The following is a 24,384-nucleotide window of genomic DNA, read 5'->3' on the forward strand; positions in this document are numbered from 1 at the left end:
ATATAGATACAGCCATTGGCTCAGGTATAAGTTCAGTAGCTCTCAATGTTCCTCCAATAGCAGCCTGCACACCACTGACAGTATCTATAGGATCTAACTGTCAGGCCACGGTTACAGCAGCACAAATAGGAGCAGGCTCAAGTGACCCCAATGGCGATGACATCACTTATAGTATCAGCCCTGTCGGTCCATTTGGAGTGGGAGTTTATAATATATCGCTGACAGTAACTGACATTTATGGTTCATCAAGTACCTGCACAAATACACTGACGGTGGTTGACAACCAGGCACCAGTGGTGAGGCTCAAAGACGCCGTCATCAACCTTTCGTCAGATGGAATAGCTGCATTGACCTTAGCCCAGATAAACGATGGCATCACTGACAACTGCAATATAAGCAGCATCGAGCTCAGCAAGACCCAGTTTGGCTGTGACAATATGGGCAAAAATCTGGTGAGTGTAAGCGTAAAAGACGCCGCAGGCAACCAAACCACCCAATGGTGTACGGTGACGGTACTGGACGTAACAGCCCCCCAAGTATCAACTAAAAATGCTGTGATCTTCTTAAACTTTGATGGATATGCCACCTTAAACCCAGAGGACATAGATTTTGGCACATTTGACAAATGTAGCGTACACAAACTAAGTTTGAGCAAATCTGTATTTAGCTGCGAAAACGTAGGTTTCAACAGTGTTGACCTCATCGCTACCGATGCCTCTGGCAACGTATCCAAGGCCTCGGCCGTTGTGAAAGTAGTGGACAACACGCTGCCCTATCAAAGCAGCAAAAAGCTAGAAATAGAGCTAGACAAGGGTGCGGAGCTGATACTGGACAAAAACACCCCAAATTTGAATATATATGATGCCTGTGGTTTAAAATCCATAGATATTATTTCGGAAATAATAACCTGCGAAACCAAGTCAAAAACAGTAAATATAAGGGCAACCGACAAAAACGACAACGTTTTGGTAACTGACCTCAGCTTGGTAGTAAAAGACACCAAGTTTCCAGTAATAATTACCAAACCAGCCAAGCTATATCTAGACGCCAGCGGCCAAGCAATACTAAAAGCCACTGCTCTAGATAATGGCTCTACAGACAATTGCAAAATAGACAGCATGTATGTATCCAAAAGCACCTTCACCTGCGAAAACATCGGTAATGACAGCGTTACCTTCTTTGCAAAAGACAATTACGGCAATGTTTCGATGAAAAAAGAAGCCATTACAGTCATAGACAGCATGGCACCGAGCATAATCACCAAAGACTTCACGGTTATCTTGGATGCCGAAGGCAAAGGCATCTTGAAGGTAGAAGACATAGACAATGGCAGCACAGACAACTGCGGTATAAAGAGCAGAACCTTGTCTAAAACCAGCTTTGACTGCACCAATGCCGGCAAGGTAGAGGTGACTTACACCGTAGAAGACAACAACGGAAACAAGGCCGAGAAAAAACTACAAATCACCATAGCAGAAAGCACTAAACCGACCTTGAAACTAAAAGATAACTTGACTTTTGGCCTGGACAAAGATGGTTTTGTAAAACTAACAGCTGCGGAAGTAGTAGCCGAAGCCACAGACAATTGTGGCATAAAACAAACCACCTTAAGCAAAGAAAGCTTCAATTGTAGCAATATCGGCAAAAACGACGTAACAATCACATTAACAGATAACTCAGGTAACATCACCACGGCCACCGCGAGTATCAACATTACCGACAACCAAGGCAACTGTTTGTGTTCATACGCCATGTTGGCCTCGGAAAGGATAGAGGTAAATGGCAGTGCGATAGAATATGGTGGACTCGGAACCTACCAAGCAGGCAAAACGGTCAACCTGAGCAAGTCTACTTTTGGGCCGACCAATGTTTTTGTCAAATCGGATGTATTGGTGGCAGATACTCAGCCAAGTTTGGTAATCAAAGGAATTGCACCAACGCCACTTGCTTTTGAGGCCAACGACAAAAGCACCCGCAAAAAGCTAAAAGTAAAGAATGGCAAAGAAGGCAGTTTTAGTGAGAACGACTTTGGCAAAGTGAAAGTGGGCAAAAACGCCACACTGACTTACACAGGTAGTGGCGATGTATATTTCAAAACCTTAAAAATAAAGAAAGGGGGCAAACTAAACTTTGAGCAATCGGCCAAAGTACATATCAAAACTTACACAAGATTTAACCAAGAAATCACGATAAATGAAGGTCAAGAAAATGTAAAAATCTTCACTGCCAAGAATGTGGGCATAGAGATGGGTAGCCAAATAAATGCTTACTTGCACAGTCAAGCGGGCATAGAAATCAAGAATGCGGATGCCAACAAAAAGACGACCATCAATGGTATTCTGATAGCCAGCAAAATAAAGTCTGGCAGCAACGTAGTACTCAAAGGCCAACCGACCGACTGCAGCAATACAGCAGTGGTAGGAACTGAAGAAGATAGTTTGATATCAAAAAATGAATCGAAGGAAATTGAGAAAATTGAATCATTGATTCCTGAGCCAAAAAATTATGAAATAAAAATAGGCCCAAATCCCACGAAAGGAGAGTTTAACATTATATTTTATGGGAAGGATGTTCAAATCCTAGATGTAAAAGTTTTTAATATTCTTGGGAATGAGATCGATATTTACGGTTTTAAATTATTGGAAAATGGAATGTGTTTCAACTTTGATAAATTAAATAATGGTATGTATTTCATAAGTCTTAATACAGGAGAAAAGGTAGAAAAGTTTAAAATATACCTTCAGAAATAACCGATTTAAGAAATGTATTTTTTGTTTAAAACTTAAATAGACGTTTCCCAATCATCACTAATTTTTGCCATTAGTGTACTAAACAAAATTTTATTAATGGATAATAGTTTTTTTTGAGCAAAAATTATAAAAGCTATTACTATGAAACAATTTGGAGAAACTGTAGAAGGTTATGATATTCCGGTTCTGAACGAAAGAGAAATAAGGGGCGGAGCTGGAATATTATTTTTGATCATGATTATTTCATTTATGAAAATCATGTTTCAGGCTGATTTCCTGATGATTAAGTACTTCATCACTATTTTTATGATAGACATGGCCATTCGTGTTTTTATCAATCCCAAATATTCTCCGTCGCTCATTATTGGCCGATTTATGGTCAGAAACCAAACACCACAGTACGTTGGTGCAGCCCAAAAAAGATTCGCTTGGATAATTGGCTTGACTTTATCCTCAGCCATGTTTGTCCACATGATTGTGTTTAATGCTTATGGTATTTTCAATGGGCTTTCATGTTTGATTTGCATGATTTTGATGTTTTTTGAGCTAGCTTTTGGGATTTGTATCGGTTGCAAAATTTACGGGATGTTCAATAAAAACAAAGTTCAATATTGCCCAGGAGAAGTTTGTGAATTGAAAGATCGACAAGAAATCCAAAAGACTTCAATGACACAATTTGCAGTCTTAATAGCATTTGGCTTATTTTTAGCTCTAATGATTTACGCCTTCAACGATTATTTCAGTATAGCACCGAGAGATTTGATGAAGGTTTTGAAAGGATAAATTGATAATTTTTCGCTTTTTTCGATCCTATTAAAACTTTGTTTTAAAACTCAACTTTAACCTTTTTTTAATTTCCATTTTATTTGAATTTTAGTTTCAAAAGGGAAATTTGAATATAGTTTTTTTAAATAGTGGGTTTATAGGGTAGTTTTTAGCTAGAACCTTTCTCTGAATTTTCGGAGAAAGGTTTTTTTGTTTTGCCAATATTAATTGGTATTCATTGCGAAATTGATTTAAAAATGTATGTTAAAAATCTTTAAGACAGTTTTAATGGTTTTTTAATCTCATTTTTTATTTTTCTAAAGGTTAGGACTTCTATTTGAATTAAAATGATTTCGGATTTTAAACATTACATTTGAATTATGAAAATATTATTGGTCGAGGACGAACCAAAACTAGCAGAGTTTCTAAAAATTGGACTTGAAGAGAATCAACATTCCGTCGAGGTAGCTTTTGATGGATATGTAGGTAATATAAAAGCTAAAACGAATAACTATGACGTGTGTATATTTGATGTAAACCTGCCAGTCTTGAATGGTTTTGAAATTACCCGAAATTTAAGACAAGAAAATATTAATACACCAGTGTTGATGTTAACAGCAATGGGAGGTATTAGCAACAAAACCCTTGGATTTGAAGCCGGTGCTGACGATTATTTGACCAAACCATTTGAGTTTCAGGAGTTAATACTTAGGCTTAATGCCTTACATAAAAGGAACAATTCGGAGAATAATCTTTCGCATTCCTTGAAGTTTGCTGATTTAGAATTAAATACCAGCAAGAAAGTCGCCATAAGAAATGGTGAAGAGATATCGCTATCTTCTCGAGAGTATACCTTGCTTGAGTTTTTTATGAAAAACAAAGAAAAAGTACTTTCAAGGGCTGATATTGCCGAAAAAGTTTGGGATATTCATTTCAATACAGGTACCAATACGATTGATGTCTATATTAATTTTTTACGTAAAAAGATTGATAAAAACAGCAACATAAAACTTATTCATACGGTGGTAGGAATGGGCTATATTTTAAAGAAAATTGAAAAGTAAATGAAGATTTCTCAGAAACAGCCGCTTTTGTCATCAGCACTATTTGCAATCATCATCAGTGTCTTTTCTATTTTTATATTTTTGTTTTATCGTTCCAATCGAAAGGTGGAGTTTTATAATATCCTGAAAGATAGAGTAATTACAAGACAAACCTTGATGCTGGACATGCGTCAACTTAAACTAGATTCTTTAATCATTGCTAGGAAATCAAATCTTAATTTTCTCAAAAACGAAGAATATGGATTCTATAATTTAAATGGAGAGCGAATCTTGGGTTCGATTAATTCACCATCCACTCTTGAAGGATCCAAAATAGAAAAAATAAAGCGAAATGACCTTAAAATGGAGGCCGACCGCGAAGAATCTATTTTTTTTATTTATGAAGATTTAATAAAAAATCAACCTATAATATTATATGCTAAGGGCTTGGATAAGAATGGTTTATCTAAAGAGAATTATCTTGGAAAGTTGTTGATTGCGGGCTGTATTATTACTTTTTTAATATCTTTTGGGTTTATACATTTTATGGTAAAAAACGCCATGATGCCTTTGTATAATATTGCAAAAAAGATGGAGATTTTTTCGTCGCATGATTTAACCCAAAAGCTTTCCGAGTCCTCTTACAATAACGAAATTGGCATGATGGCCAATACTTTTAATAGCCTTATGAGTAGACTAAAAGCGGGTTATGATCAGCAAAAAAACTTCGTGTCATTTGCTACACATGAGCTACGCACGCCCTTAGCTATTTTGATGGGACACACAGAAGTGGCTCTTATGAGAGATAGAAGCATTGAAGAATATAAAAATACGCTGAATACAGTAAGATTTGAGGTTAAAGAAATAAATGAATTGCTCAATGACCTTTTACTTATAGCGAGAGCCAATTCCGACAGCCATCAGGTTGAGTTTGAAGCGGCCAGAATAGACGATATTGTATGGCAAAGCAGAAACTACCTTCTTGGTAAAAATAAACCTTACGAAATAAATGTTGGCTTTGAAGAGAATTTTGAATCAGAGCGTCAACTTGAATTAAATCATGTTAATAAGGAAATTTTAAGAATTGCCATGACTAACCTAATGGACAATGCTTGTAAATATTCTACAAATAAAACTTGTGAAGTAAAAATTATACCAGTAGAAAAAGGAATTAAAATCGAGTTTAAAGACCATGGAAAAGGTATTCCAGCCTCCGAAATTGAACATATTTTTGAGCCATTTTACAGGGCATCTCACACTAAAATGATAGACGGGCATGGACTTGGTTTGCCTTTGGTAAAACGTATAATGGAACTCCACGGTGGTAAGGTAGAGATAGTTTCAAAGGAAGGTGAAGGGAGTGTTTTTTCTTTGTTTTTGCCGTATTAAGTGAGAATAAGTCAGTTTTATTTAATTTTTCTGCCCGAAATTATACTTTTGCAATTTGCGAAATTCTTCTCTACTATTGAGATTTTTTATTTTCATGAATCTTTTAAAACGTAGCCCATTCCCATAACGGTATTAATTAATTTGGGTTCAAAATCCTTGTCTATTTTGTTACGAAGCATGTTTATATAAACCTCCACTTTGCTATTGTCCATTTCGGCATTTTGGTCCCAGATTTCAGCAAAAATATCTGTTTTTGACATCACATGATTTTTGTTTTTGATAAGGTAGTAAAGTAATGAAAACTCTTTTGAGGTCAGGTTTATAGGCTTTTCTCCTCGTTTTACAACCTTTTGGCTAATAAACATTTCTAGATCTCCAACTTTCAATATTTTTTCAAATTTCTGTTCCTCGGTATTCACCCTTCTCATCATCGCTCTGATTCTCGCCAAAAGCTCTTGAAATTCGAATGGTTTCACCAAATAATCGTCCGCTCCAGCATCTAAACCCGCTATTTTTTCAGATATGCCGCCCATTGCAGTTAGTAAAAGTATTGGGCAATTGATATTATTTTTTCTCAGCTTTTCAGTGAGTTCTATACCATTTATATAGGGCATGTTGATGTCCATAAGGATAAAATCGAAGGATTGTGTCAGGGCTATTTCTGCACCTGATTTGCCATCGTAGGCCATCAGGCATTGATAGCCGTTTTCTTCCAATCCCATTTGGATAAATTCCGCCAATCGTTTTTCATCTTCTATTATTAAGGCTCTCATACTTGGATTATTATAATAGGCAAAAGTCGCCTGATGGGTTTAGTATAATATTAATTTCGAATTAAAAATACGTTAAAAAAACCTACTCTTTCCCAAAAAAGCAGGTTTAATTTTAGAGCTATTAAAATTTACTTCGTCTTTTTATGATGTTTTTTAGAGGTTTGATCTGTGGTTTTCATTTTAGGTTTTGTCGTTTCGTTTTTTGCAAAAGAATTTTCCTTCAAATTCCTCGCCTCAGCATCGGATATTTTATCGGATTTTATTCCAGTCGACGTTTGTGAAGCCTTTTTTAAATGATTTGGATTTTGTTGCATAGCTGGAGTTTTAGTAACGTTTTGAGCATTAGCTGCTCCAATACCGAATGTGCCGACTGCGAAAGTCAACAATAAGATCTTTTTCATTTTATTGAATTTTTTTAATCACTCAGAATTTAGCCCTGAGTGCAATTCAAAAGTAGATTTAGGTTCTTAAAAATTTTATAATTCCAGATTGAAAATGGGTTAAAATATTGAATTGAAGTATTTTGTTTTTTCAGTACTTTTTTTTAACAAAAATACTTTTCAAATTGATTTTAGTAGACTAAAAATTGAGCCCCAATTTTCTTTACACAAAATTGACGTATACTTTAATTCAGAATGAATCTGACTTTTTTATCAATATTATGTCTGATAAATTAAATGTTTAATTTTTGATTTAAAAAATAACTAAATTGCCACGGCTAGCCGATGTACGGCCGTTGTTTGGCCGTTGGCCGTTGTTTGTGTCCTCACAAACAACAAATGGCACAAACAACAAATGGCACAAACAACAAATGGCACAAACAACACATGGCACAAACAACACATGGCACAAACAAATCAAGGCACAAACAACGCATGGCACAAACAACGCATGGCACAAACAACTCAAGGCACAAACAACACAATGTCAACACATATAAAAATATTTTTTAAAGTACTCAAAACCAAATGAAACCAGATTTCGAAAGTTTAGATAAGCAGTTTTCAGGCGAACTTTTTTACGACAATTCAGCCATACACCAAGCCCAAAGAATTTTATATTCTACGGATGCTTCTGTATATCAAGAAAAGCCATTGGCGGTCGCGATTCCTAAAAATATTGAGGATCTAAATTTGCTTTTAAGCTTTGCAAATCAGCATCAAATCACTTTGATTCCTCGCTCCGCAGGCACATCTCTGGCTGGACAAGTTGTTGGAAAAGGGATAATAGTTGATATTTCTAAATATTTTGGTAAAGTGCTGGAAATTAATGCTGAAGAGCGATGGGTTAGGGTTCAGCCAGGTATAGTTAGAGACGATTTGAATGTTTTATTAAATCCTTACGGTTTGCTTTTTGGTCCAGAAACTTCTACTTCAAATCGGGCGATGATAGGAGGAATGATAGGAAATAATTCTTGCGGACTGCATTCAATAGTTTGGGGAGATACGAGAAGTCATTTTTTGGAGGCGAAGGTATTATTAAGTGACGGCACAGCAGCGGAATTTATGGCATTGACAAAGGCAGAATTTGATGAAAAGAAAGCTTTGGATTCGCTTGAAGGGGTAATTTATCGAGGTTTCGAAAATATATTAAGTGATAAGAATAATCTTTTGGCCATAGAAAAAGGATATCCCAAAAAGTCGCTAAAACGTAGAAATACAGGCTATGCTTTGGATATGTTGGCTGATAATGAGTTGTTTAGTGAAGATTCTTCGGCTTCGTTTAATTTTTGTAAACTTTTGGCAGGTTCCGAAGGTACTTTGGCTTTTGTGACTGAAGCCAAACTAAATTTACTGCCGCTTCCTCCAAAAGAAATCGCCCTTGTTTGTGTGCATTGCCACAGCATTCAGGAGTCGCTTCATGCCAACTTGGTGGCACTTCAGCACAATCCCATGGCTTCCGAATTGGTGGACAAATACATTTTGGATTTTACAAAAGGGCATCCTGTTTACGACCAAAATCGCTTTTTTATTGAGGGTGACCCCGCCGCAATTTTGATGGTTGAGTTTATGGCTGAGACTGCTTTAGAATTAGAAACAAAAACCAATCAACTTATTTTGGATTTGCAAAAGGCCAATCTTGGTTACGCTTATCCCGTAATAAAAGGCGAAAAAACTATTCCAGCCTGGGACGTAAGAAAAGCAGGATTGGGCTTAATCAGAAATCTAAAAGGAGATATTCAACCTGTAAATTTAATAGAGGATTGTGCAGTAGCTCCAGAAGATTTACCTGCTTATATTGCTGATTTACAGGATTTACTAAAAAGGCTTGACGTTAATGCGTCTTATTATGCTCATGCCGGAGCGGGGGAGTTGCATGTAGAGCCAATTCTAAATTTAAAGACCAAAGAAGGCAAAGAATTATTCCGAACGATATTAAAAGAAACGGCGGGAATTGTAAAAAAATACAAGGGTTCCTTAAGTGGTGAGCATGGAGATGGACGATTAAGAGGTGAGTTTATAGAAAGTGTTCTGGGAGCAGAAGTCTATGATTTATGCCGAAAAGTGAAGCAAATTTTCGACCCAAATGGCATTTTTAACGCCAATAAAATAATAAATACGCCTCCAATGAACGAGTCACTTCGTTTTGAGGTAGATAAACAATCACCGAAAATCGACACATTTTTTGATTTTTCGGAGCAAGAAGGAATTCTCAGAATGGCCGAAAAGTGCTCTGGATCAGGAGATTGTCGTAAAACAGAAGTCACGGGTGGTACCATGTGTCCAAGTTATATGGCGACTAAAAACGAAAAAGATACGACGCGAGCAAGAGCGAATATTTTACGAAATTTTCTGACCAATTCTACCAAAGAAAATCCTTTTGATCATCAAGAGATTAAAGAAGTGATGGATTTATGTGTTTCGTGTAAAGGCTGTAAATCTGAATGCCCTTCAAAAGTGGACGTTGGCAAAATGAAAGCGGAGTTTTTGCAACATTATTATCAAACCAACGGCGTTCCTTTCCGAACTTGGATGATAGGGAATTTTACAAAATCTCAGGCTTTGGCTTCTTATTTACCTGGATTGTATAATTTTTTGATAAAAAATACATTTACTTCATCGCTTACAAAACAAATATTGGGATTTGCTCAGGAGCGTTCTATTCCGAATTTGGGGCGAATTACTTTAAGAAAATGGTTTTCTAAACATGAGAAAAAGCAAAACGCTACGAATGGACAAGTTTATTTGTTTTGTGACGAATTTACCAATTATAATGATGTTGAAATAGGGGAAAAGGCGATTTTGCTTATGGAAAAGTTAGGTTATGAGGTTTTAATGCCACGTCATCTAGAAAGTGGAAGAACTTATCTGTCGAAAGGTTTAGTGAAGGCTGCACAGAAAATAGCGATTGAAAACGTGAAAATTTTGTCAGAAGCTATGAAAGCGGATATTCCGATTATTGGGATTGAACCTTCTGCTATTTTGACTTTACGAGATGAATATTTGGAATTGGTTCCTGCTGAATTGAAAGAAAAAGCTCAAAAATTGGCTGGAAAATCTTTCTTAATAGATGAGTTTTTGGCAAATGAAATGGCAGCAAAGAAAATATCTAAAGATCAGTTTACAGACGAAAAACGATTGATAAAATTACATGGACATTGTCATCAAAAGGCATTGTCATCAGTTGTTTTTACAAAGAAAATACTGTCCTTACCCCAAAACTACGAAGTGCAATTGATACCCTCAGGCTGTTGCGGCATGGCGGGATCCTTTGGCTACGAAAAAGAGCATTATGAAGTCTCAATGAAAATAGGCGAACTCGTACTCTTTCCAACTATTAGAAAGCAAGCTACCGATGTTATAATTGCTGCCCCGGGCACCAGTTGCCGCCACCAAATCAAAGACGGAACAGAGGTTGTGGCAAAGCATCCTGTGGAGATTTTGTGGGATGCTTTACTTTAATTTAAGTTTAAAATTAGTTTTTTTCATTAAAGTATTTATTTAGAAAATAAGATAATTTTTTCTAAATAAAAGATAATTTTTTAGTTTTTTAAGAATAAATGTTAAATTGACGCTTATTTTTCAATCTTCAGTTGAAAATGCTGATATTCAATTATTTATTAAAAAATGAAAATTACACTTAGGCCTAATTTGTATTTTGGAATTATTTTCTGTCTTTTTCTTAATTCCTTTAATTCTTTCTCTCAATCCAATTCTAAATCACTTAAAAAAGCCTACCAAGATGATTTCTTGATTGGAACCGCTTTAGGAACCCAACATATCTTAGAGAAGAACGCACAGGCTGACAAGCTTATAAAAGAGCAGTTCAATGCAATTACACCTGAAAACATCATGAAGTCAGAGGTGATTCATCCTGAGCTTCACAGATATAATTTTGACCTTGCAGACAAATTTGTTGCCTATGGTCAAAAAAACCAAATGTATATAGCGGGTCACACGCTTATTTGGCATTCACAATTGCCTAGGTTTGTTTACAAAATCCAAAGTGCAGATTCCCTAAAAATGTTCATGGAAGATCATATCAAAACTGTTGCTGGACGATATGCTGGCAAAATGAATAGTTGGGATGTAGTAAATGAAGCTTTAAACGAAGATGGTACAATGCGGCCTTCTATTTTTTATAAATTATTGGGCGAAGACTATATAAAAATGGCTTTCGACTTAGCAGCAAAAGCTGACCCAAATGCAGAATTATACTACAATGATTACAATATAGAGCAACCTGCCAAACGAAAAGGTGCCATAGCCATGATCAAAAAATTGCAGGCAAGTGGTACAAAAATAGATGGGGTGGGTATCCAAGGGCATTGGAGCATAAACAGCAATAACATAAAAGAAATTGAAGATGCGATTAACGAATTTTCAGCATTGGGTATTAAAGTTGCTTTTACCGAATTGGATTATACCGTTTTGCCAAACCCCTGGGATCTGAAAGGAGCTGATGTAAATCAGAACTTCGAAGCTGACCCAAAAATGAACCAATACAAAGACGCTCTTCCGGATTCTGTCGGCACAAAATTGGCCAATAGATACAGCGATTTATTTATACTATTTTTGAAAAATAAGGATAAAATAAGCCGTGTAACTTTTTGGGGCGTAAATGATGGACATTCTTGGCTAAACGGTTGGCCTATTAAAAATCGAACAAATTACCCATTGTTATTTGATAGAGACTGTCAGCCCAAAAAAGCCTATAACGCCGTAATGCAATTAAAATCAGGACAATAACAAACCCTAAATAGAAATAAATATGAAAGATGTATCACATAAACTGTCCGTTTTAGAGAAAGTCGGCTATAGCCTTGGAGACCTTGCTGCCAACTTGGTATTCCAAACTTTGGTAACCTATTTGGCCTATTTTTACACCGATATTTATGGACTAAAACCTGAACACGCTACACTTGTCACACTTTTTGTGGGATTGTTTGCGGCATTTGTTTTTAATCCTGTAATGGGTGCAATTGCCGACAGAACGAATACTCGTTGGGGCAAATTCAGACCTTGGATCCTATGGACTGCCGTTCCACTTGGCGTTACTGCTTTATTGGCTTTTAGTACCCCAGATTTTTCGTATCAAGGTAAAGTTGTTTATGCAGTGATTACTTATAGTTTGTTGTTGTTGCTGTATGCCGCCAACAATTTACCATATTCTGCATTAAGCGGTGTCATCACTGGAGATATGGCTGAGCGTAACAGTATGTCAGCTTACCGTTTTGTAGCAGTAATGTTTTCGCAGTTTTTTGTGCAAGTTTTTATGTACAATTTGATCCTAAAAGCAGGAAATGGCGATAAAGCGATAGGAATTGAGAAAGTAATGACTGTTTTAGCAATAGTAGGTACTTTGATGCTTTTGGTTACTTTTTTTTCAACCAAAGAAAGAGTGGTTCCTAAGCCTGAACAAAAATCATCTTTAAAAGAGGATTTGAGCGATTTGTTCAAAAATGTGCCTTGGATTATCATGTTGGTAACAACGACTTTGGTGTTTATTACACTGGCAATGAAGGGCGGTTCTTATGTTTATTATTTTGAAAATTATGTAGATAAAGCACAATTGACCACGTTTTTAGAGCCAATGAAAGGTTTCCTGCCAACATTTGAAAACGACATTTCGATGGGCTTGGGCGTTTTTAACGGAGGTGGCATATTGATTGGCTTAATTGGTATCATGATGTCCAAAAAACTGGCAGATAAATACGGAAAAAGAAACGTATTTATGGCCTCATTATTTGTTTCAACATTATTCATCATATTCTTTTATTTCTTTCCGCCGCAATCTGTCGGCTTGATGTTTGGCTCACAAATATTACATATGTTTTTTTATGGGATCAGCACACCCATCCTTTGGACAATGATAGCCGATGTGGCCGATTATTCAGAATGGAAAAACAACAGAAGAGCAACGGCCATTATTTTTTCTGCCATGATGGTGGGTTTAAAAGGCGGATTGAGTATCGGAAGTTCATTGCTTACCATGATTTTGGGAATATTTAATTACCAACCCAACGCAACGGTAGCCCAATCTGCCGAAACGATTAATGGAATCAAACTATTGGTAAGTATTTTCCCAGCCATTCCATTTCTACTAGCAGTTGGCTTATTATTCTTTTATGAAATAAATAAGAAAATGGAACTTCAAATCGAAGCAGATTTGAAGGAGAGGAGATGATTTTTTAATGTGTTAATTTGATAATGAGTTAATGGAAGAATGATTCTGATTTTATTTACGGCGATTAAAATTGGTAGATTAAATTCATTAAAACCAGCTAATTAATAAAAACTATTAATCTAATAACCATTTTCTCAATAACTAATACTCTAATAACGAATACACTAATAACCAATATACCAATAACCAAAATGCCCGAAGATAGTATAGAACATATTGATTTTGAAGATTTAAACAATAGAGCGATTTCTCAGCCACTTGTAAAACACATTTACACTGCCGATCCATCCGCACATGTTTTTGATGGTAAAATTTATATTTACCCTTCGCATGATGTGGATGCGGGAGAAGCATTTGATGACCTAGGTAGTCATTTTGCCATGGAAGATTATCATGTTATTTCAATGGATTCTGTTGATGCTGAAGCCAAAGATCATGGTGTAGCCTTGCATGTAAATCAGGTTCCATGGGCAGACAAACAAATGTGGGCACCCGATGCCAATGAAAAAGACGGTAAATATTATCTTTTCTTTCCTGCCAAAGACCATGATGGGATTTTTAGGATAGGAGTTGCCATCGGTAAGTCTCCAATAGGCCCATTTAAGCCTCAAAATGAACCAATTAAAGATAGTTTCTCCATTGATCCAGCTGTTTTTAAAGACGACGATGGTTCTTACTACATGTATTTTGGTGGGATTTGGGGCGGTCAATTGCAACGTTGGAGAGAAGGAAAATTCAATGCCTCAGAACCAGAAAGTCCTGTTGCCCATTTACCAGAAGATAACGAACCAGCCCTTTGTCCGAAAATAGCAAAAATGACGGATGATTTATTAGAATTTGCTCACGAAGCCAAAGATGTATTTATCTTAGACGAAAACGGCCATCAGCTTCTAAATGGCGACAACGACCGTAGGTTCTTTGAGGCCGCTTGGATGCACAAATACAATGGAAAATATTACTTCTCGTATTCAACCGGAGATACACATTTCATCTGCTATGCCATTGGAGACAACCCTTATGGGCCGTTTACTTATGCAGGCAGAATACTCGAACCAGTAGTTGGATGGACCTCACATCATTCTATTTGTGAAGTAGATAGCAAATGGTATTTGTTCTATCATGACTCAAGTCTTTCAGCTGGTGTCACGCATCTGAGAAGTATAAAAGTAGCTGAGATTACCTATGATGCTGATGGTAAGATTAAAACTTTGGTGCCGTATAAAAAGAAGTAGACATTAGAAAAGAACATATTGGAAATTAAACTGAAAAACATTCAAACTTATACGAGTATAATAGAAATGGAAAAACATTTAGGCATATTTCGTAGAAAAAGAATTAAAGGTAAATTCATAGGTTACTTACAGAAATTACAAATAGAAACATCAATTTCAATCTAAGTGTACTTTCAAATATTGTGGTGTTACCTATAATTTTTTAAATCCTTTTAATTACAAAAATATTATGAACAAAATGAATTTTATAATAATTGTATCAGAGATTTTGAGAAGTCTCTGTCTATCATATTGTGGATTTAATTTGGCAAGAACTTTTGATGTATTTGATGGAAAAGAAAATGTAACATTCGCAATAATTTTGGTTGTTGGCTTTTTTTCAATTATAATCAATTCGTTTGTTAATGTATTAATTTACAACAGTTTAGATTTTAATAACTTTATTATACGTAAATCCCTTTTAGTTACAAACTACTTTATCGTTTTGCTGCCTGGATTGTTTTCAGTTAGTATATCAGGTATTGGAGATTTTAAATATTATGGCTACAAATTTTATTTTGCAATAATTATACCTTTGTTTTTATTTCTAACTATTTTAGGTCTAATAAATGTAGTTTATTCTATAACCTTTAATCTCTTATTTAAATCTAAATTTGAAGAAATTAAAAATATGGTGAATTCCAGTAATAAATTTATTAGTAAATAAAATGATTATACATTTATTGACTATTCAAGCAATTTTACCACCTTTTCAATGGAGTATTGCAAAGCAAAAAGGGTCATTGATGCTTGAACCGCTAAGAATCTTAGTTAGTCTATGTATCGTATCTATGTGTAAAATAATGAATTAGGAAATCTAAGAAGAATTAAATGATCTAAGAGATAAATTAACTTCTTTACTTTAAATCCTGTTAAGTGAGACATTTTTTTAAATATATTTGTAAATCATTATTAAATTTAATTTAAAATGTCACTTTCCTTGAGGCCATCACTTTTTTGGGATACAGATGTGAATGCTATTGATTTAGAAATTCATAAATCTGCTATTGTACAAAGGGTATTTGTGAGAGGTAGTTTTGAAGAATTTAAACAAGTTATGGCATTTTATGGTAAAGATCAGTGTAAAGAGCTTTTGCTGAACACAAGGTGGCTTGATCCAAAAACCCTAGCTTTTTGCTCCCTAATTTTTGAGGCTCCTTTAAATCAATTTAGATGTTATACACTCGCACAGTTGAACCCCGAACATTTGAATTATTAAAAAAACTTATGGACTTGGAAGTCCTTCAAGATTTTTATTTGGTGGGTGGAACAGCCTTAGCTTTGCAAAAAGGACATAGATTTAGTATTGATTTAGACTTATTTACTCCTAATTCATTCGACAATGAACAACTAATAGAAAAATTAAAAGAGACTTTTGGTAGTTTTATTTTAAAATCTGAGGGCAAACAGCTGATTTTTGCTGAAATAGATAATGTAAAGGTTGATTTAGTGAAAATGAACTATCCTATTTTATATGAAAGCACTTTTAATCAAAATATAAGGATGCTTCATATAAACGATATTGCCCCCATGAAATTAAAGGCAATTGTGCAAAGAGGAAGTAAAAAGGATTTTTTTGATATTTACTATATTCTTCAAGAAATGAGTTTGAATACTTTAATAGAATTGTACATACGGAAATTTAATCAAAATGAGATTTTTCATGTTCTAAAAAGTTTAAGTTATTTTGAAGATGCTGAAAATGATTTTAACCCAATTGTATTTGATTCAAATATTGATTGGAATAAAGTAAAAGAATTCTTAAAGTTTGAGCTTTTTAAATTTACTAAATGATACCTAGTTTTAGCTGCAAAAGGAATTTTAATATTTTGTATATCTGTAAAAATTTATAAGCTATTTTATTCTATCACGACTCAAGCCTTTCGGCTGGTGTCACTCATCTTAGAAGTGTAAAAGTGGCGGAGATTACCTATGATGCTGATGGTAAGATTAATACTTTGGTGCCGTATAGGAAATAAAATACGATTTTATTAATAAACACATAGAACACATTAGGAAATACCACATAGAATCATAGAATTTAATCTTATGAAACTATGTGAAAATTAAGGACAAGGTAATTTTATGAGTACTATGTGGTAAAAAAAATTAACACAAATTTTAACACATAGAGCACAAAAGGAAATATCACAAAGAATCATTGATTAAACCCTATGTATCTATTTGAAAATTAAAGACAAAGTATTGCTATGTAACCTTTGTGGTTAAAAAAAACAGACTAAATTTTAACACATAGAACACTTTAGAAAATATCTCATGGAATCATAGATTAAACCCTATGTATCTATGTGAAAAATAAAGACAAAGTAATTCTATGTGCACTATGTGGTTATAAATCAACCTTATACAACCAAACTATTATGAAAGTAATTAAGTTATTTACCCTTCTTCTCTTCTTCAATATTCTAAAAGTTGATGCCCAAATACGATTGCCAAAACTTATCTCGAATGACATGGTTTTGCAAAGAGACAAGCCCGTAAAAATTTGGGGTTGGGCATCGCCAAAAGAAAAAATTACGCTGACATTAAACACTAAAAAATACAAAACCACTGCGGACAATGATGGTAATTGGGAATTGATGCTGCCATCACAAATTGCTGCTTCGGGTCAGGTCATTAACCTGAAAGGAAAAAATGATATTATTTTAAAAAATATAGCCTTTGGAGATGTCTATTTTTGCTCGGGTCAAAGTAATATGGTGCATCAAATGGAATTGCATCATGTATTATATGCCAAAGATATAGCGGAAGCAAATAATGAAAATATTCGTCAATTTTGGATTCCCACAGCAACCAATTTAGTGGAAAAAAAAGATGATTATCCAAATGCCTCTTGGAAAGTCTGCACACCTGAAAATGTCCGCCAGTTTTCCGCGGTCGCCTATTTTTTTGCTAAAAAAATCTATGATAAATATAAAGTTCCCATAGGTATTATCAATGCAAGTGTTGGCGGTACACCCATAGAAGCTTGGACCAGCGAGGATGGCTTAAAGGATTTCTCGAAAATCATGGAAATTATCCAAAAAAATAAAGATACTGCTTATGTAAATTCTTTTTCAAGATTCAAAAGACCACAAATAGTATCGAAAGACAAAGGTGAATTAGAATCTCCAAAATGGTTCGAAACGGCCTATCAGCCCAAAGGTTGGTTGCCGATTACGGTTCCTGGTAATTGGGAAGACCAAGGCGTCAATAATCTAAATGGCGTGGTATGGTATAGAAAAGAAATAAATATTCCAGCTTCAATGCTCAATAAGCCTTCGAAAGTGTTCTTGGGCAGAATAGTGGATGCTGATGCATTGTATATCAACGGCGTAAAAGTAGGCCAAACGGGCTATATGTATCCCCAAAGAAGATATCCAATTCCAAATAATTTACTCAAAGAAGGTAAAAATATTTTGGTGGTAAAAGTTACCAATAATGGAGGAAAAGGCGGCTTTGTTCCTGACAAACCTTATGGACTTATAGCCGGAAATGACACATTGGCTTTAAATGGAACTTGGCAATATAAAGTTGGAGAAGCATTTAACCCTCCAAGTACAGTATATCCAAGTTTTTCGGCACAAAATCAACCTACTTCTTTGTTTAATGCTATGGCGGCACCAGCCACAAAATTCACCATAAAAGGTTTTGTTTGGTACCAAGGCGAAAGCAATGCGGGTCGTCCACAAGAATATGCTGCCTTACAAAAAGCTCAAATTCTGGATTGGAGAAAACAGTGGAGCCAAGGTGAATTGCCATTTTTATTTGTCCAATTACCCAATTTTATGGACGCCAATTATTTGCCCTCTGAAAGTCAATGGGCAGAACTTCGTGAGGCTCAATTGAAAGCTTCTAATACACTAAATACCGCTATGGCAGTCGGAATTGACCTTGGCGAATGGAATGACATTCATCCCGACAACAAAAAAGATGTGGGTGAAAGGCTAGCTCAAGCGGCTTTGCAATTGGTATATAAGGAAAATGTAGTTTCATCTGGACCAATTTTCAAAAATGCTAGTATTGAAAACAATAAGATAACTTTGAGTTTCGAACATGTGGGTGGCGGTTTAAAAAGCAAAGACGGCGAGGAACTAAGAGAATTTGCGATTGCGGGAGCTGACAAAAAATTTAAATGGGCTACCGCCAAAATTGTTGGAGACAAAATTGAAGTTTATAATCCTGAAATTGCTCAGCCATATTATGTAAGGTACGCTTGGGCAGACAATCCTAATGTCAATTTTTACAATGTCGAAGGTTTGCCCGCTTCACCTTTTAGAACTGACGGCCAAGACGAAGACAATACAAAACCATGGAAAGGCAAAAAAGCGGCAGTGGTTTTAACCTATGACGATGCTCTAAATGTGCATTTGGACAATGTGGCTCCTGCTTTAGATTCATTGAGTCTAAAAGGTACTTTCTATTTAACTTCTTCTTCCGAAGCTTCAAGAAATCGAATCAACGATTGGCGAAAAGCTGCTCAAAATGGTCACGAATTAGGCAATCATACCGTCTATCATCCATGCGATGCAAGTGGCCCAGGCATGTCGTGGGTGAAGCCAGAGTATGATTTGAGTAAATATTCCATGGCACAAATTCAGTCAGAAATAAAGATGTGCAATGCTTTTCTGAAAGCCATTGATGGTAAAAACAAACGAACTTTTGCCTTTACTTGTGGACACAAAAAAGTTGCTGAAGGCGAATTTATCCTAAGCCTTTCAGACGAATTTGTCGCCGCCAGAGCCGTAAGACACGAAATGCACAGTTTTGAAGACCAAAAACTGATGGACATAGACTGCTACAGCATGGAAAACAAAACTGGCGAAGAAATGATAGCCTTAGTAAAACAAGCTCAAGCCCAAGGTAAACTTCTGGTTTTCTTATTTCACGGTGTAGGCGGCGAACACGCACTAAACGTCTCCAAAGAAGCTCACAGTCAACTGCTGCACTACCTAAAAGAAAACGAAAAGGACATCTACATTGACACCATGCTAAATGTAGCAGAGCACATTTTGGAAGTTAGGAGGTAGGGGGGAGAATTTTAATATTTAAGGATTTTTTTAGCTTCTTCGGTAAAATCGAAAAAATTTGATACTTTTTTTTATTAAACTTTTGAGTAACTAAAGAAATTTGGTTAGTATTAATATGTTGAGCTAAAATTTGTAAAATCCTTTTGATTGATGGTTCTTAGAATTAAAAAATGTTCTTTAACGTGTCTAAAGAGCTTATCCGTTTTTTCTTTTATTTTCATAGTATTTACATTTGATTGTTTTAGTCAAACTAAAGTTGAAATAAAACCATGTTCAAATACAGGCGTCGTCTGTGTGGGAAATACTGACAGCCTCAAAAATCATTGTATAACGGTTGTTGCAAAAGGCGGTTCAGGTAAATATAAAATAGATTGGGGAGATAATCAAACCCAAGTTGAGGACATTGTCGGCGAAAAACAATTTTTTCATGAATATAATGTAAAGGATTTTTTAAATTCATGCACTCCATTAAAAGAAATTGAAGTGGGAGCTAGAAATGAGATTGATGCAACTGATAATGTTAAGTATGATATTTTTTTTGGTAGAAGTCCTAACCCCGTTCCAGTTGTTAAACAAGCATGTGAGGGTCAACCGATAGTTTTTGATAATAAAAGTTGCCCAGAAGGTACAGGGGTTACATACAAATGGGAATTTAACGATGGGCGTACTTCTACCAATAAGGTTCCAAATTTTAGCTTTACAGATCCTAATGTCTCTTACTCTGGTAAGCTAACAGTTATTACACAATATTGTGCATCAGATACTAAACCATTCAATTTTTCTCTAGAAAAAAAACCAAAACCTAAAATGTCATTTTCTGGATTTACAATCGCCAACACTGATACAGTCTTCTGTCAAGAAAATGGAGCAATAATTAGCTTAGATGCCACATCATCTCTGAATTCTACTTCTTATTCATGGTCAATTACTGGAGGAAATTATTCTGTTGTTTCTGGAAATGTATCCTCAGGAACTGTGAAAATAAAATTTGACGAAAGTAAAACTTACAAAGTTACTTTGGTAGCAAAAAATAGTTGTGGAAACGTTTCTGCTGCTCCTTGTTTTCATCGTGTGGTTGCAAAACCAAGCTTTGGTATTGATAATCAGCCAGATCAATGTTTACCTTTTGATTATAAAATTCCTAATCCTAAAAACGGAGCATCTTATACGCTCAACGGCAGTTCTTTTGGTTTTGCTGAGGTAAAAAATCTAGGAGTAAATGCCAATCCTTATATCGTAAAAGGAGAATTTAAATATGAATGTGGAACCATTAGCTATGCAGATACTTTTTTCGTAAAAACCTTAGAAAATGCAAAATTTCTTAACCTAAAAGACACAGTTTTATGTGTTGGCACAAATCAAATCCTAATCAATGCAAGTCCAGCTGGAGGTAATTGGCTTGGAAATAATCTAATTAAAAACGGCTCTTCAGCTACTTTTGATCCGCTCAACACTGGATTGTTCGAAATAAAGTATCAGGTTGGAACGGGGAATTGTGCAACAGAAACTAAAGCAAATGTTGACGTAAAAGGAGTAAATATTGTAGCTTCGGATGTGTCGGTTTGTGAAGGTCAAAGCAATTTGGTGCTGCAAGCAAGTCCAATAGGTGGTATTTGGAGTAGTCCTGGTTGTAACACATGTATTTTTGGAGATACCTTAAAAGTGTCTTCATTGACTAACAGTTCCCAAGATTTATTTTATGAAGTAAGCTCTAATGTGGGAGGAGCTACATGTCAATCTTCTAAAAAAGTAACGATCAGTAAAGGTAATCCAAAGGCTGAATTTACTTTGTCTGGAGGCTGTGTCGGCCAAAATGCTCAAATATTAAATAGCTCAAGTGGGGCCAGTGATTATGAATGGTATTTGAATGGTTCGTCTACAGTGATTTCTACACTTAAAAATCCTGCGAATATTGTTCTTCCTGCTGGAAACGTAAGTTTAAAATTGATAGCAAAGTCAGGGCAATGTAAAACCCAAAAAACAGAAAATGTTTTAATAGGTACACCCCCAGATAATTTTGATATTACTTTAGATAAGATTAGCGGTTGCTCTCCTTTGCCTATTACTTTAAGCTCCAGTGCAGCTTTAAGAAATGATGTTGATTATGAATGGGATTTTGGCAATGGTCAAACTTCGACTTCCTATTCCCCTGGCATACAAATGTTTCAAAACCAAACTTATGGAAATAAGACTTTTACGATTAGTTTAAAAACAAAAAACAGCTGCGATACTAAAATTGCCACTAAAACCTTAGAAGTATTTCCATTGGTGAAGTCACAAATTGGGGTAGATTCAACTGTATATAGGTGTGGTCCAGCTAGTGTAAAACTAAGTGATAGGTCACTAGGGAAAGTTGGAACTTCCCTATGGGATTTTGGAGATGGCTCTAATGCTCCTTCTATCCTAGATACGTTAACTCATGTGTTTTCAGCTGGACTTGATACCAAAGTTTTTACGATTAGTCTTATAGCTCAAAATGGTTGTGGAAGCGACACATCCTATCAAGATATTACAGTGTTTCCTGAAAAAGTTATTCCTTTTTTTACCATGGATAAAATTGAGGCCTGCGTAGGTGAAATAGTAAAGTTTAAGGACGCAACAACTCCTTTACCCATCAATTGGAACTGGAAAGTTGATGGAAAACTATTTGCCTTGACAGATTCAACACAATATGTTTTTAGTGCCCCTAAAGATGATTATTTGATTACCATGATAGCAAAAACCTCTTGTGGCTCCGATTCTTTAAACAGGAAAATAAAAGTAAAACCACCCCCAGATATTAATTTCGAAATATTAAAAAGTAAAGTGTGTGAAGGAGAAAAAGTCATGTTAGAAAATAAAAGTCCCAATGCAAGTTCATTTGTTTGGGATTATGGAGAAAATGGAGTTTTAGACAGCTTGAACTATTCCACTGAATTTATTTATCAAAGTGCAGGAACAAAAAAAGTGAAACTTACCGTTTTTGGCAGCACAAAAGAATGCAAAAACAGTTTAGAAAAATCGCTGGACATAAGACCAAAACCTAAAGTAGATTTTACATTGGCAAGCGACACAACGTTCTTTTGTGAAACCGAGTTTTTCAAACTGGTGTCAAACGCTACCAATAGTAATTTATACAGTTGGTTTGCCGACGGCAAAAATATAGGTGCGGGCAAAGAACTTGAAGCCAAACTTGCCTATGGTTCTTATGATATAAAACTAATTGTAAGCAATGATGACGGCTGTGTAGATTCTCTTTCTAAAGTAAATTATTTAAATATAAATGCTTGTGAATTTAAATTGCCGGAGGTTTTTACACCAAATGGGGATGGTATAGGCGATTACTTTACGATATATGCTACCGATGGTATCGAAAATATTTTGAGTTTACGAATAAGAGATAGATGGGGAGAGATTGTATTTGACAAAAAAGACTTTAAACCAAACTTAATAACAGAAGGTTGGGATGGGACTTACAAAAACATGGCTTTGCCAAGTGGGATATATACCTACGAACTTAAACTCGGAAAAACGGGTGGGCAGGAATTAAAGGAAAAAAGTGTGGGGAGTTTTACTTTATTAAGATGAAATATAAAATATTCTTACTCTTTTTTTGTTTTTCAAAATTGGGAATGAGCCAAAAAGGTAAAGATATTCCTTTTGGTGTACAAGATCCTCAATGGTCACTTTTCTCGGCCAATCCATTGGCTATAAATCCCGCATTTACTGGTGAATCTGGAGGTGTTAGATTAATGAGTTCAAATAGGTGGCAATGGTTCAATTTTCAAGGAATAAATTCCTATTCAATGGCCCTAGATAGCCCCGTCTCAGACAAACTGAATGCAGGTGTGCAATTGACAAGCGACAATCAAGCTAGTGGTGTTAATTCCCAAAGCGGCCATTTGCTTTTTTCAATAAATTTTCCAGAACAGAGCAAAATAGAAAAAACAGCTTTCCAGTTGGCTATGAAAGTTGGTGGCGTTTACCAAAGTTATGGAAGCAATGTATCAAAACTGTTTGCAGATCAAATACAAGCAGGAAGTTCGCAATTGAATATTGTGAATTCAAACGACCCATTGAAAACCTCCAATATCTCAACTTTTAAGCCTGATTTTAGCTTAGGAGGTGTTTTTAAGTTTATTGACAAAAATAGCAGGGAAGATTTACCACTCAACTGGGTGGGGTTTTCGGTAGATCATTTTCAGAAGGCTTTGACGGGTGGCCCCATTACTTATCCAAAATACAGCTTTCATTTTGGCAGAATTACATCCTACGACAAGCGGATATATTATAGAGCTAGAGGAAACCAAATAGATATAGAACAAACCAAATCCTTTACTTTTAATTACTACAAACAAGGCCCCATGAGCCAGGTAGCATTAGGGTGGAATTATCTGAGTTATCCATTAATATATGGTGTATGGCTAAGGGGTAATTTGCTGAAATCTTTCAAAACCCAAACCAGAGAATCAGTAATATTCATTACTGGCTTACAACAAAAAAAATGGATGCTACAATACGCATTTGACCTCACTACGTCTTCACTCTCCTTAGCTAACACCTACGGCTCTCACGAAATCAGCCTTTGGTACAGTTTTGACGCCACTTTAGACCTCGGAAACACTCAATTACAACGCAAAAGACGATTGAAGTGTAATCGGTTTTGAGGGGTGGGGTAAATTTTTAAATTCAAAACTTAAACTCTAACCCAAACTTCATTCTTTTTTTTACCAAGAATTGAAAAAAGGACAATCTCA

Annotated in this window: 17 protein-coding genes; 15 read left to right on the forward strand and 2 right to left on the reverse strand. The window is 35.5% G+C overall.

Annotation, left to right across the window (positions count from 1 at the left end; all coding sequences use genetic code 11):
• The 4 genes from EGI22_RS03995 to EGI22_RS04010 form a co-directional block, all read left to right on the forward strand.
• Window positions 1-2,750, forward strand: a 2,750-nt coding sequence (locus tag EGI22_RS03995; protein ID WP_255066569.1) for a T9SS type A sorting domain-containing protein, incomplete at its 5' end; no start/stop codon positions are given.
• A 141-nt stretch (window positions 2,751-2,891) separates the two neighbouring features.
• Complete coding sequence (locus EGI22_RS04000) at window positions 2,892-3,533, forward strand: DUF4395 domain-containing protein (RefSeq protein WP_255066570.1); 642 nt, start codon at window positions 2,892-2,894, stop codon at window positions 3,531-3,533.
• 362 nt (window positions 3,534-3,895) lie between these two features.
• Entirely contained in the window at window positions 3,896-4,579 is a 684-nt protein-coding gene (locus tag EGI22_RS04005; RefSeq protein WP_255066571.1) for a response regulator transcription factor, read from the forward strand.
• Entirely contained in the window at window positions 4,580-5,947 is a 1,368-nt protein-coding gene (locus tag EGI22_RS04010; protein ID WP_255066572.1) for a HAMP domain-containing sensor histidine kinase, read from the forward strand.
• A 92-nt stretch (window positions 5,948-6,039) separates the two neighbouring features.
• On the opposite strand, the gene EGI22_RS04015 is transcribed toward EGI22_RS04010, so the two are convergent.
• Both EGI22_RS04015 and EGI22_RS04020 read right to left on the reverse strand, forming a co-directional pair.
• On the reverse strand, window positions 6,040-6,720 hold the full coding sequence (locus tag EGI22_RS04015) for a response regulator transcription factor (RefSeq protein WP_255066573.1): 681 nt from the start codon (window positions 6,718-6,720) through the stop codon (window positions 6,040-6,042).
• A gap of 128 nt (window positions 6,721-6,848) precedes the next feature.
• Window positions 6,849-7,121: a hypothetical protein gene (locus EGI22_RS04020; RefSeq protein ID WP_255066574.1), complete on the reverse strand. Its 273-nt coding sequence runs from the start codon at window positions 7,119-7,121 to the stop codon at window positions 6,849-6,851.
• 394 nt (window positions 7,122-7,515) lie between these two features.
• Between EGI22_RS04020 and EGI22_RS04025 the strand changes: the two genes are divergently transcribed.
• The 11 genes from EGI22_RS04025 (at window position 7,516) to EGI22_RS04075 (ending at window position 24,294) form a co-directional block, all read left to right on the forward strand.
• Window positions 7,516-7,692 (forward strand): hypothetical protein, encoded by a 177-nt coding sequence (locus tag EGI22_RS04025; RefSeq protein ID WP_255066575.1) that lies wholly within the window; start codon window positions 7,516-7,518, stop codon window positions 7,690-7,692.
• Window positions 7,689-10,622 carry an FAD-binding and (Fe-S)-binding domain-containing protein gene (locus tag EGI22_RS04030; protein WP_255066576.1) on the forward strand — a complete coding sequence of 978 codons (2,934 nt, stop codon included), beginning with the start codon at window positions 7,689-7,691 and terminating at the stop codon, window positions 10,620-10,622. The genes EGI22_RS04025 and EGI22_RS04030 overlap by 4 nt, the downstream gene beginning before the upstream one ends.
• A 165-nt stretch (window positions 10,623-10,787) precedes the next feature.
• Window positions 10,788-11,909, forward strand: coding sequence for an endo-1,4-beta-xylanase (locus EGI22_RS04035; protein WP_255066577.1), 1,122 nt, complete (start codon window positions 10,788-10,790; stop codon window positions 11,907-11,909).
• Window positions 11,910-11,931: 22 nt separating this feature from the next.
• Window positions 11,932-13,347 carry an MFS transporter gene (locus tag EGI22_RS04040; protein ID WP_255066578.1) on the forward strand — a complete coding sequence of 472 codons (1,416 nt, stop codon included), beginning with the start codon at window positions 11,932-11,934 and terminating at the stop codon, window positions 13,345-13,347.
• A gap of 191 nt (window positions 13,348-13,538) precedes the next feature.
• Complete coding sequence (locus tag EGI22_RS04045; RefSeq protein ID WP_255066579.1) at window positions 13,539-14,579, forward strand: glycoside hydrolase family 43 protein; 1,041 nt, start codon at window positions 13,539-13,541, stop codon at window positions 14,577-14,579.
• 238 nt (window positions 14,580-14,817) lie between these two features.
• Complete coding sequence (locus EGI22_RS04050) at window positions 14,818-15,285, forward strand: hypothetical protein (protein WP_255066580.1); 468 nt, start codon at window positions 14,818-14,820, stop codon at window positions 15,283-15,285.
• 261 nt (window positions 15,286-15,546) lie between these two features.
• Window positions 15,547-15,837 carry a hypothetical protein gene (locus EGI22_RS04055; protein ID WP_255066581.1) on the forward strand — a complete coding sequence of 97 codons (291 nt, stop codon included), beginning with the start codon at window positions 15,547-15,549 and terminating at the stop codon, window positions 15,835-15,837.
• Window positions 15,838-15,845: 8 nt separating this feature from the next.
• The gene (locus tag EGI22_RS04060) at window positions 15,846-16,412 is read left to right on the forward strand and encodes a nucleotidyl transferase AbiEii/AbiGii toxin family protein (protein ID WP_255066582.1); all 567 of its coding nucleotides are present in this window, start codon (window positions 15,846-15,848) and stop codon (window positions 16,410-16,412) included.
• A 587-nt stretch (window positions 16,413-16,999) separates the two neighbouring features.
• Complete coding sequence (locus EGI22_RS04065) at window positions 17,000-19,648, forward strand: sialate O-acetylesterase (protein ID WP_255066583.1); 2,649 nt, start codon at window positions 17,000-17,002, stop codon at window positions 19,646-19,648.
• Window positions 19,649-19,942: 294 nt separating this feature from the next.
• The gene (locus tag EGI22_RS04070) at window positions 19,943-23,215 is read left to right on the forward strand and encodes a PKD domain-containing protein (RefSeq protein ID WP_255066584.1); all 3,273 of its coding nucleotides are present in this window, start codon (window positions 19,943-19,945) and stop codon (window positions 23,213-23,215) included.
• Entirely contained in the window at window positions 23,212-24,294 is a 1,083-nt protein-coding gene (locus EGI22_RS04075; RefSeq protein ID WP_255066585.1) for a PorP/SprF family type IX secretion system membrane protein, read from the forward strand. The genes EGI22_RS04070 and EGI22_RS04075 overlap by 4 nt, the downstream gene beginning before the upstream one ends.
• Window positions 24,295-24,384 lie beyond the last annotated feature (90 nt).

The organism is Lacihabitans sp. LS3-19 (genome assembly GCF_024343575.1).
Lineage (GTDB): Bacteria > Bacteroidota > Bacteroidia > Cytophagales > Spirosomataceae > Leadbetterella.

Bases quoted from the DNA above. Each gene is read 5' to 3' on its own strand.
- EGI22_RS04000 (WP_255066570.1), top strand. From the start codon at position 2,892: ATGAAACAATTTGGAGAAACTGTAGAAGGTTATGATATTCCGGTTCTG.
- EGI22_RS04005 (WP_255066571.1), top strand. From the start codon at position 3,896: ATGAAAATATTATTGGTCGAGGACGAACCAAAACTAGCAGAGTTTCTA.
- EGI22_RS04010 (WP_255066572.1), top strand. From the start codon at position 4,580: ATGAAGATTTCTCAGAAACAGCCGCTTTTGTCATCAGCACTATTTGCA.
- EGI22_RS04015 (WP_255066573.1), bottom strand. From the start codon at position 6,720: ATGAGAGCCTTAATAATAGAAGATGAAAAACGATTGGCGGAATTTATC.
- EGI22_RS04020 (WP_255066574.1), bottom strand. From the start codon at position 7,121: ATGAAAAAGATCTTATTGTTGACTTTCGCAGTCGGCACATTCGGTATT.
- EGI22_RS04025 (WP_255066575.1), top strand. From the start codon at position 7,516: ATGGCACAAACAACAAATGGCACAAACAACACATGGCACAAACAACAC.
- EGI22_RS04030 (WP_255066576.1), top strand. From the start codon at position 7,689: ATGAAACCAGATTTCGAAAGTTTAGATAAGCAGTTTTCAGGCGAACTT.
- EGI22_RS04035 (WP_255066577.1), top strand. From the start codon at position 10,788: ATGAAAATTACACTTAGGCCTAATTTGTATTTTGGAATTATTTTCTGT.
- EGI22_RS04040 (WP_255066578.1), top strand. From the start codon at position 11,932: ATGAAAGATGTATCACATAAACTGTCCGTTTTAGAGAAAGTCGGCTAT.
- EGI22_RS04045 (WP_255066579.1), top strand. From the start codon at position 13,539: ATGCCCGAAGATAGTATAGAACATATTGATTTTGAAGATTTAAACAAT.
- EGI22_RS04050 (WP_255066580.1), top strand. From the start codon at position 14,818: ATGAATTTTATAATAATTGTATCAGAGATTTTGAGAAGTCTCTGTCTA.
- EGI22_RS04055 (WP_255066581.1), top strand. From the start codon at position 15,547: ATGTCACTTTCCTTGAGGCCATCACTTTTTTGGGATACAGATGTGAAT.
- EGI22_RS04060 (WP_255066582.1), top strand. From the start codon at position 15,846: ATGGACTTGGAAGTCCTTCAAGATTTTTATTTGGTGGGTGGAACAGCC.
- EGI22_RS04065 (WP_255066583.1), top strand. From the start codon at position 17,000: ATGAAAGTAATTAAGTTATTTACCCTTCTTCTCTTCTTCAATATTCTA.
- EGI22_RS04075 (WP_255066585.1), top strand. From the start codon at position 23,212: ATGAAATATAAAATATTCTTACTCTTTTTTTGTTTTTCAAAATTGGGA.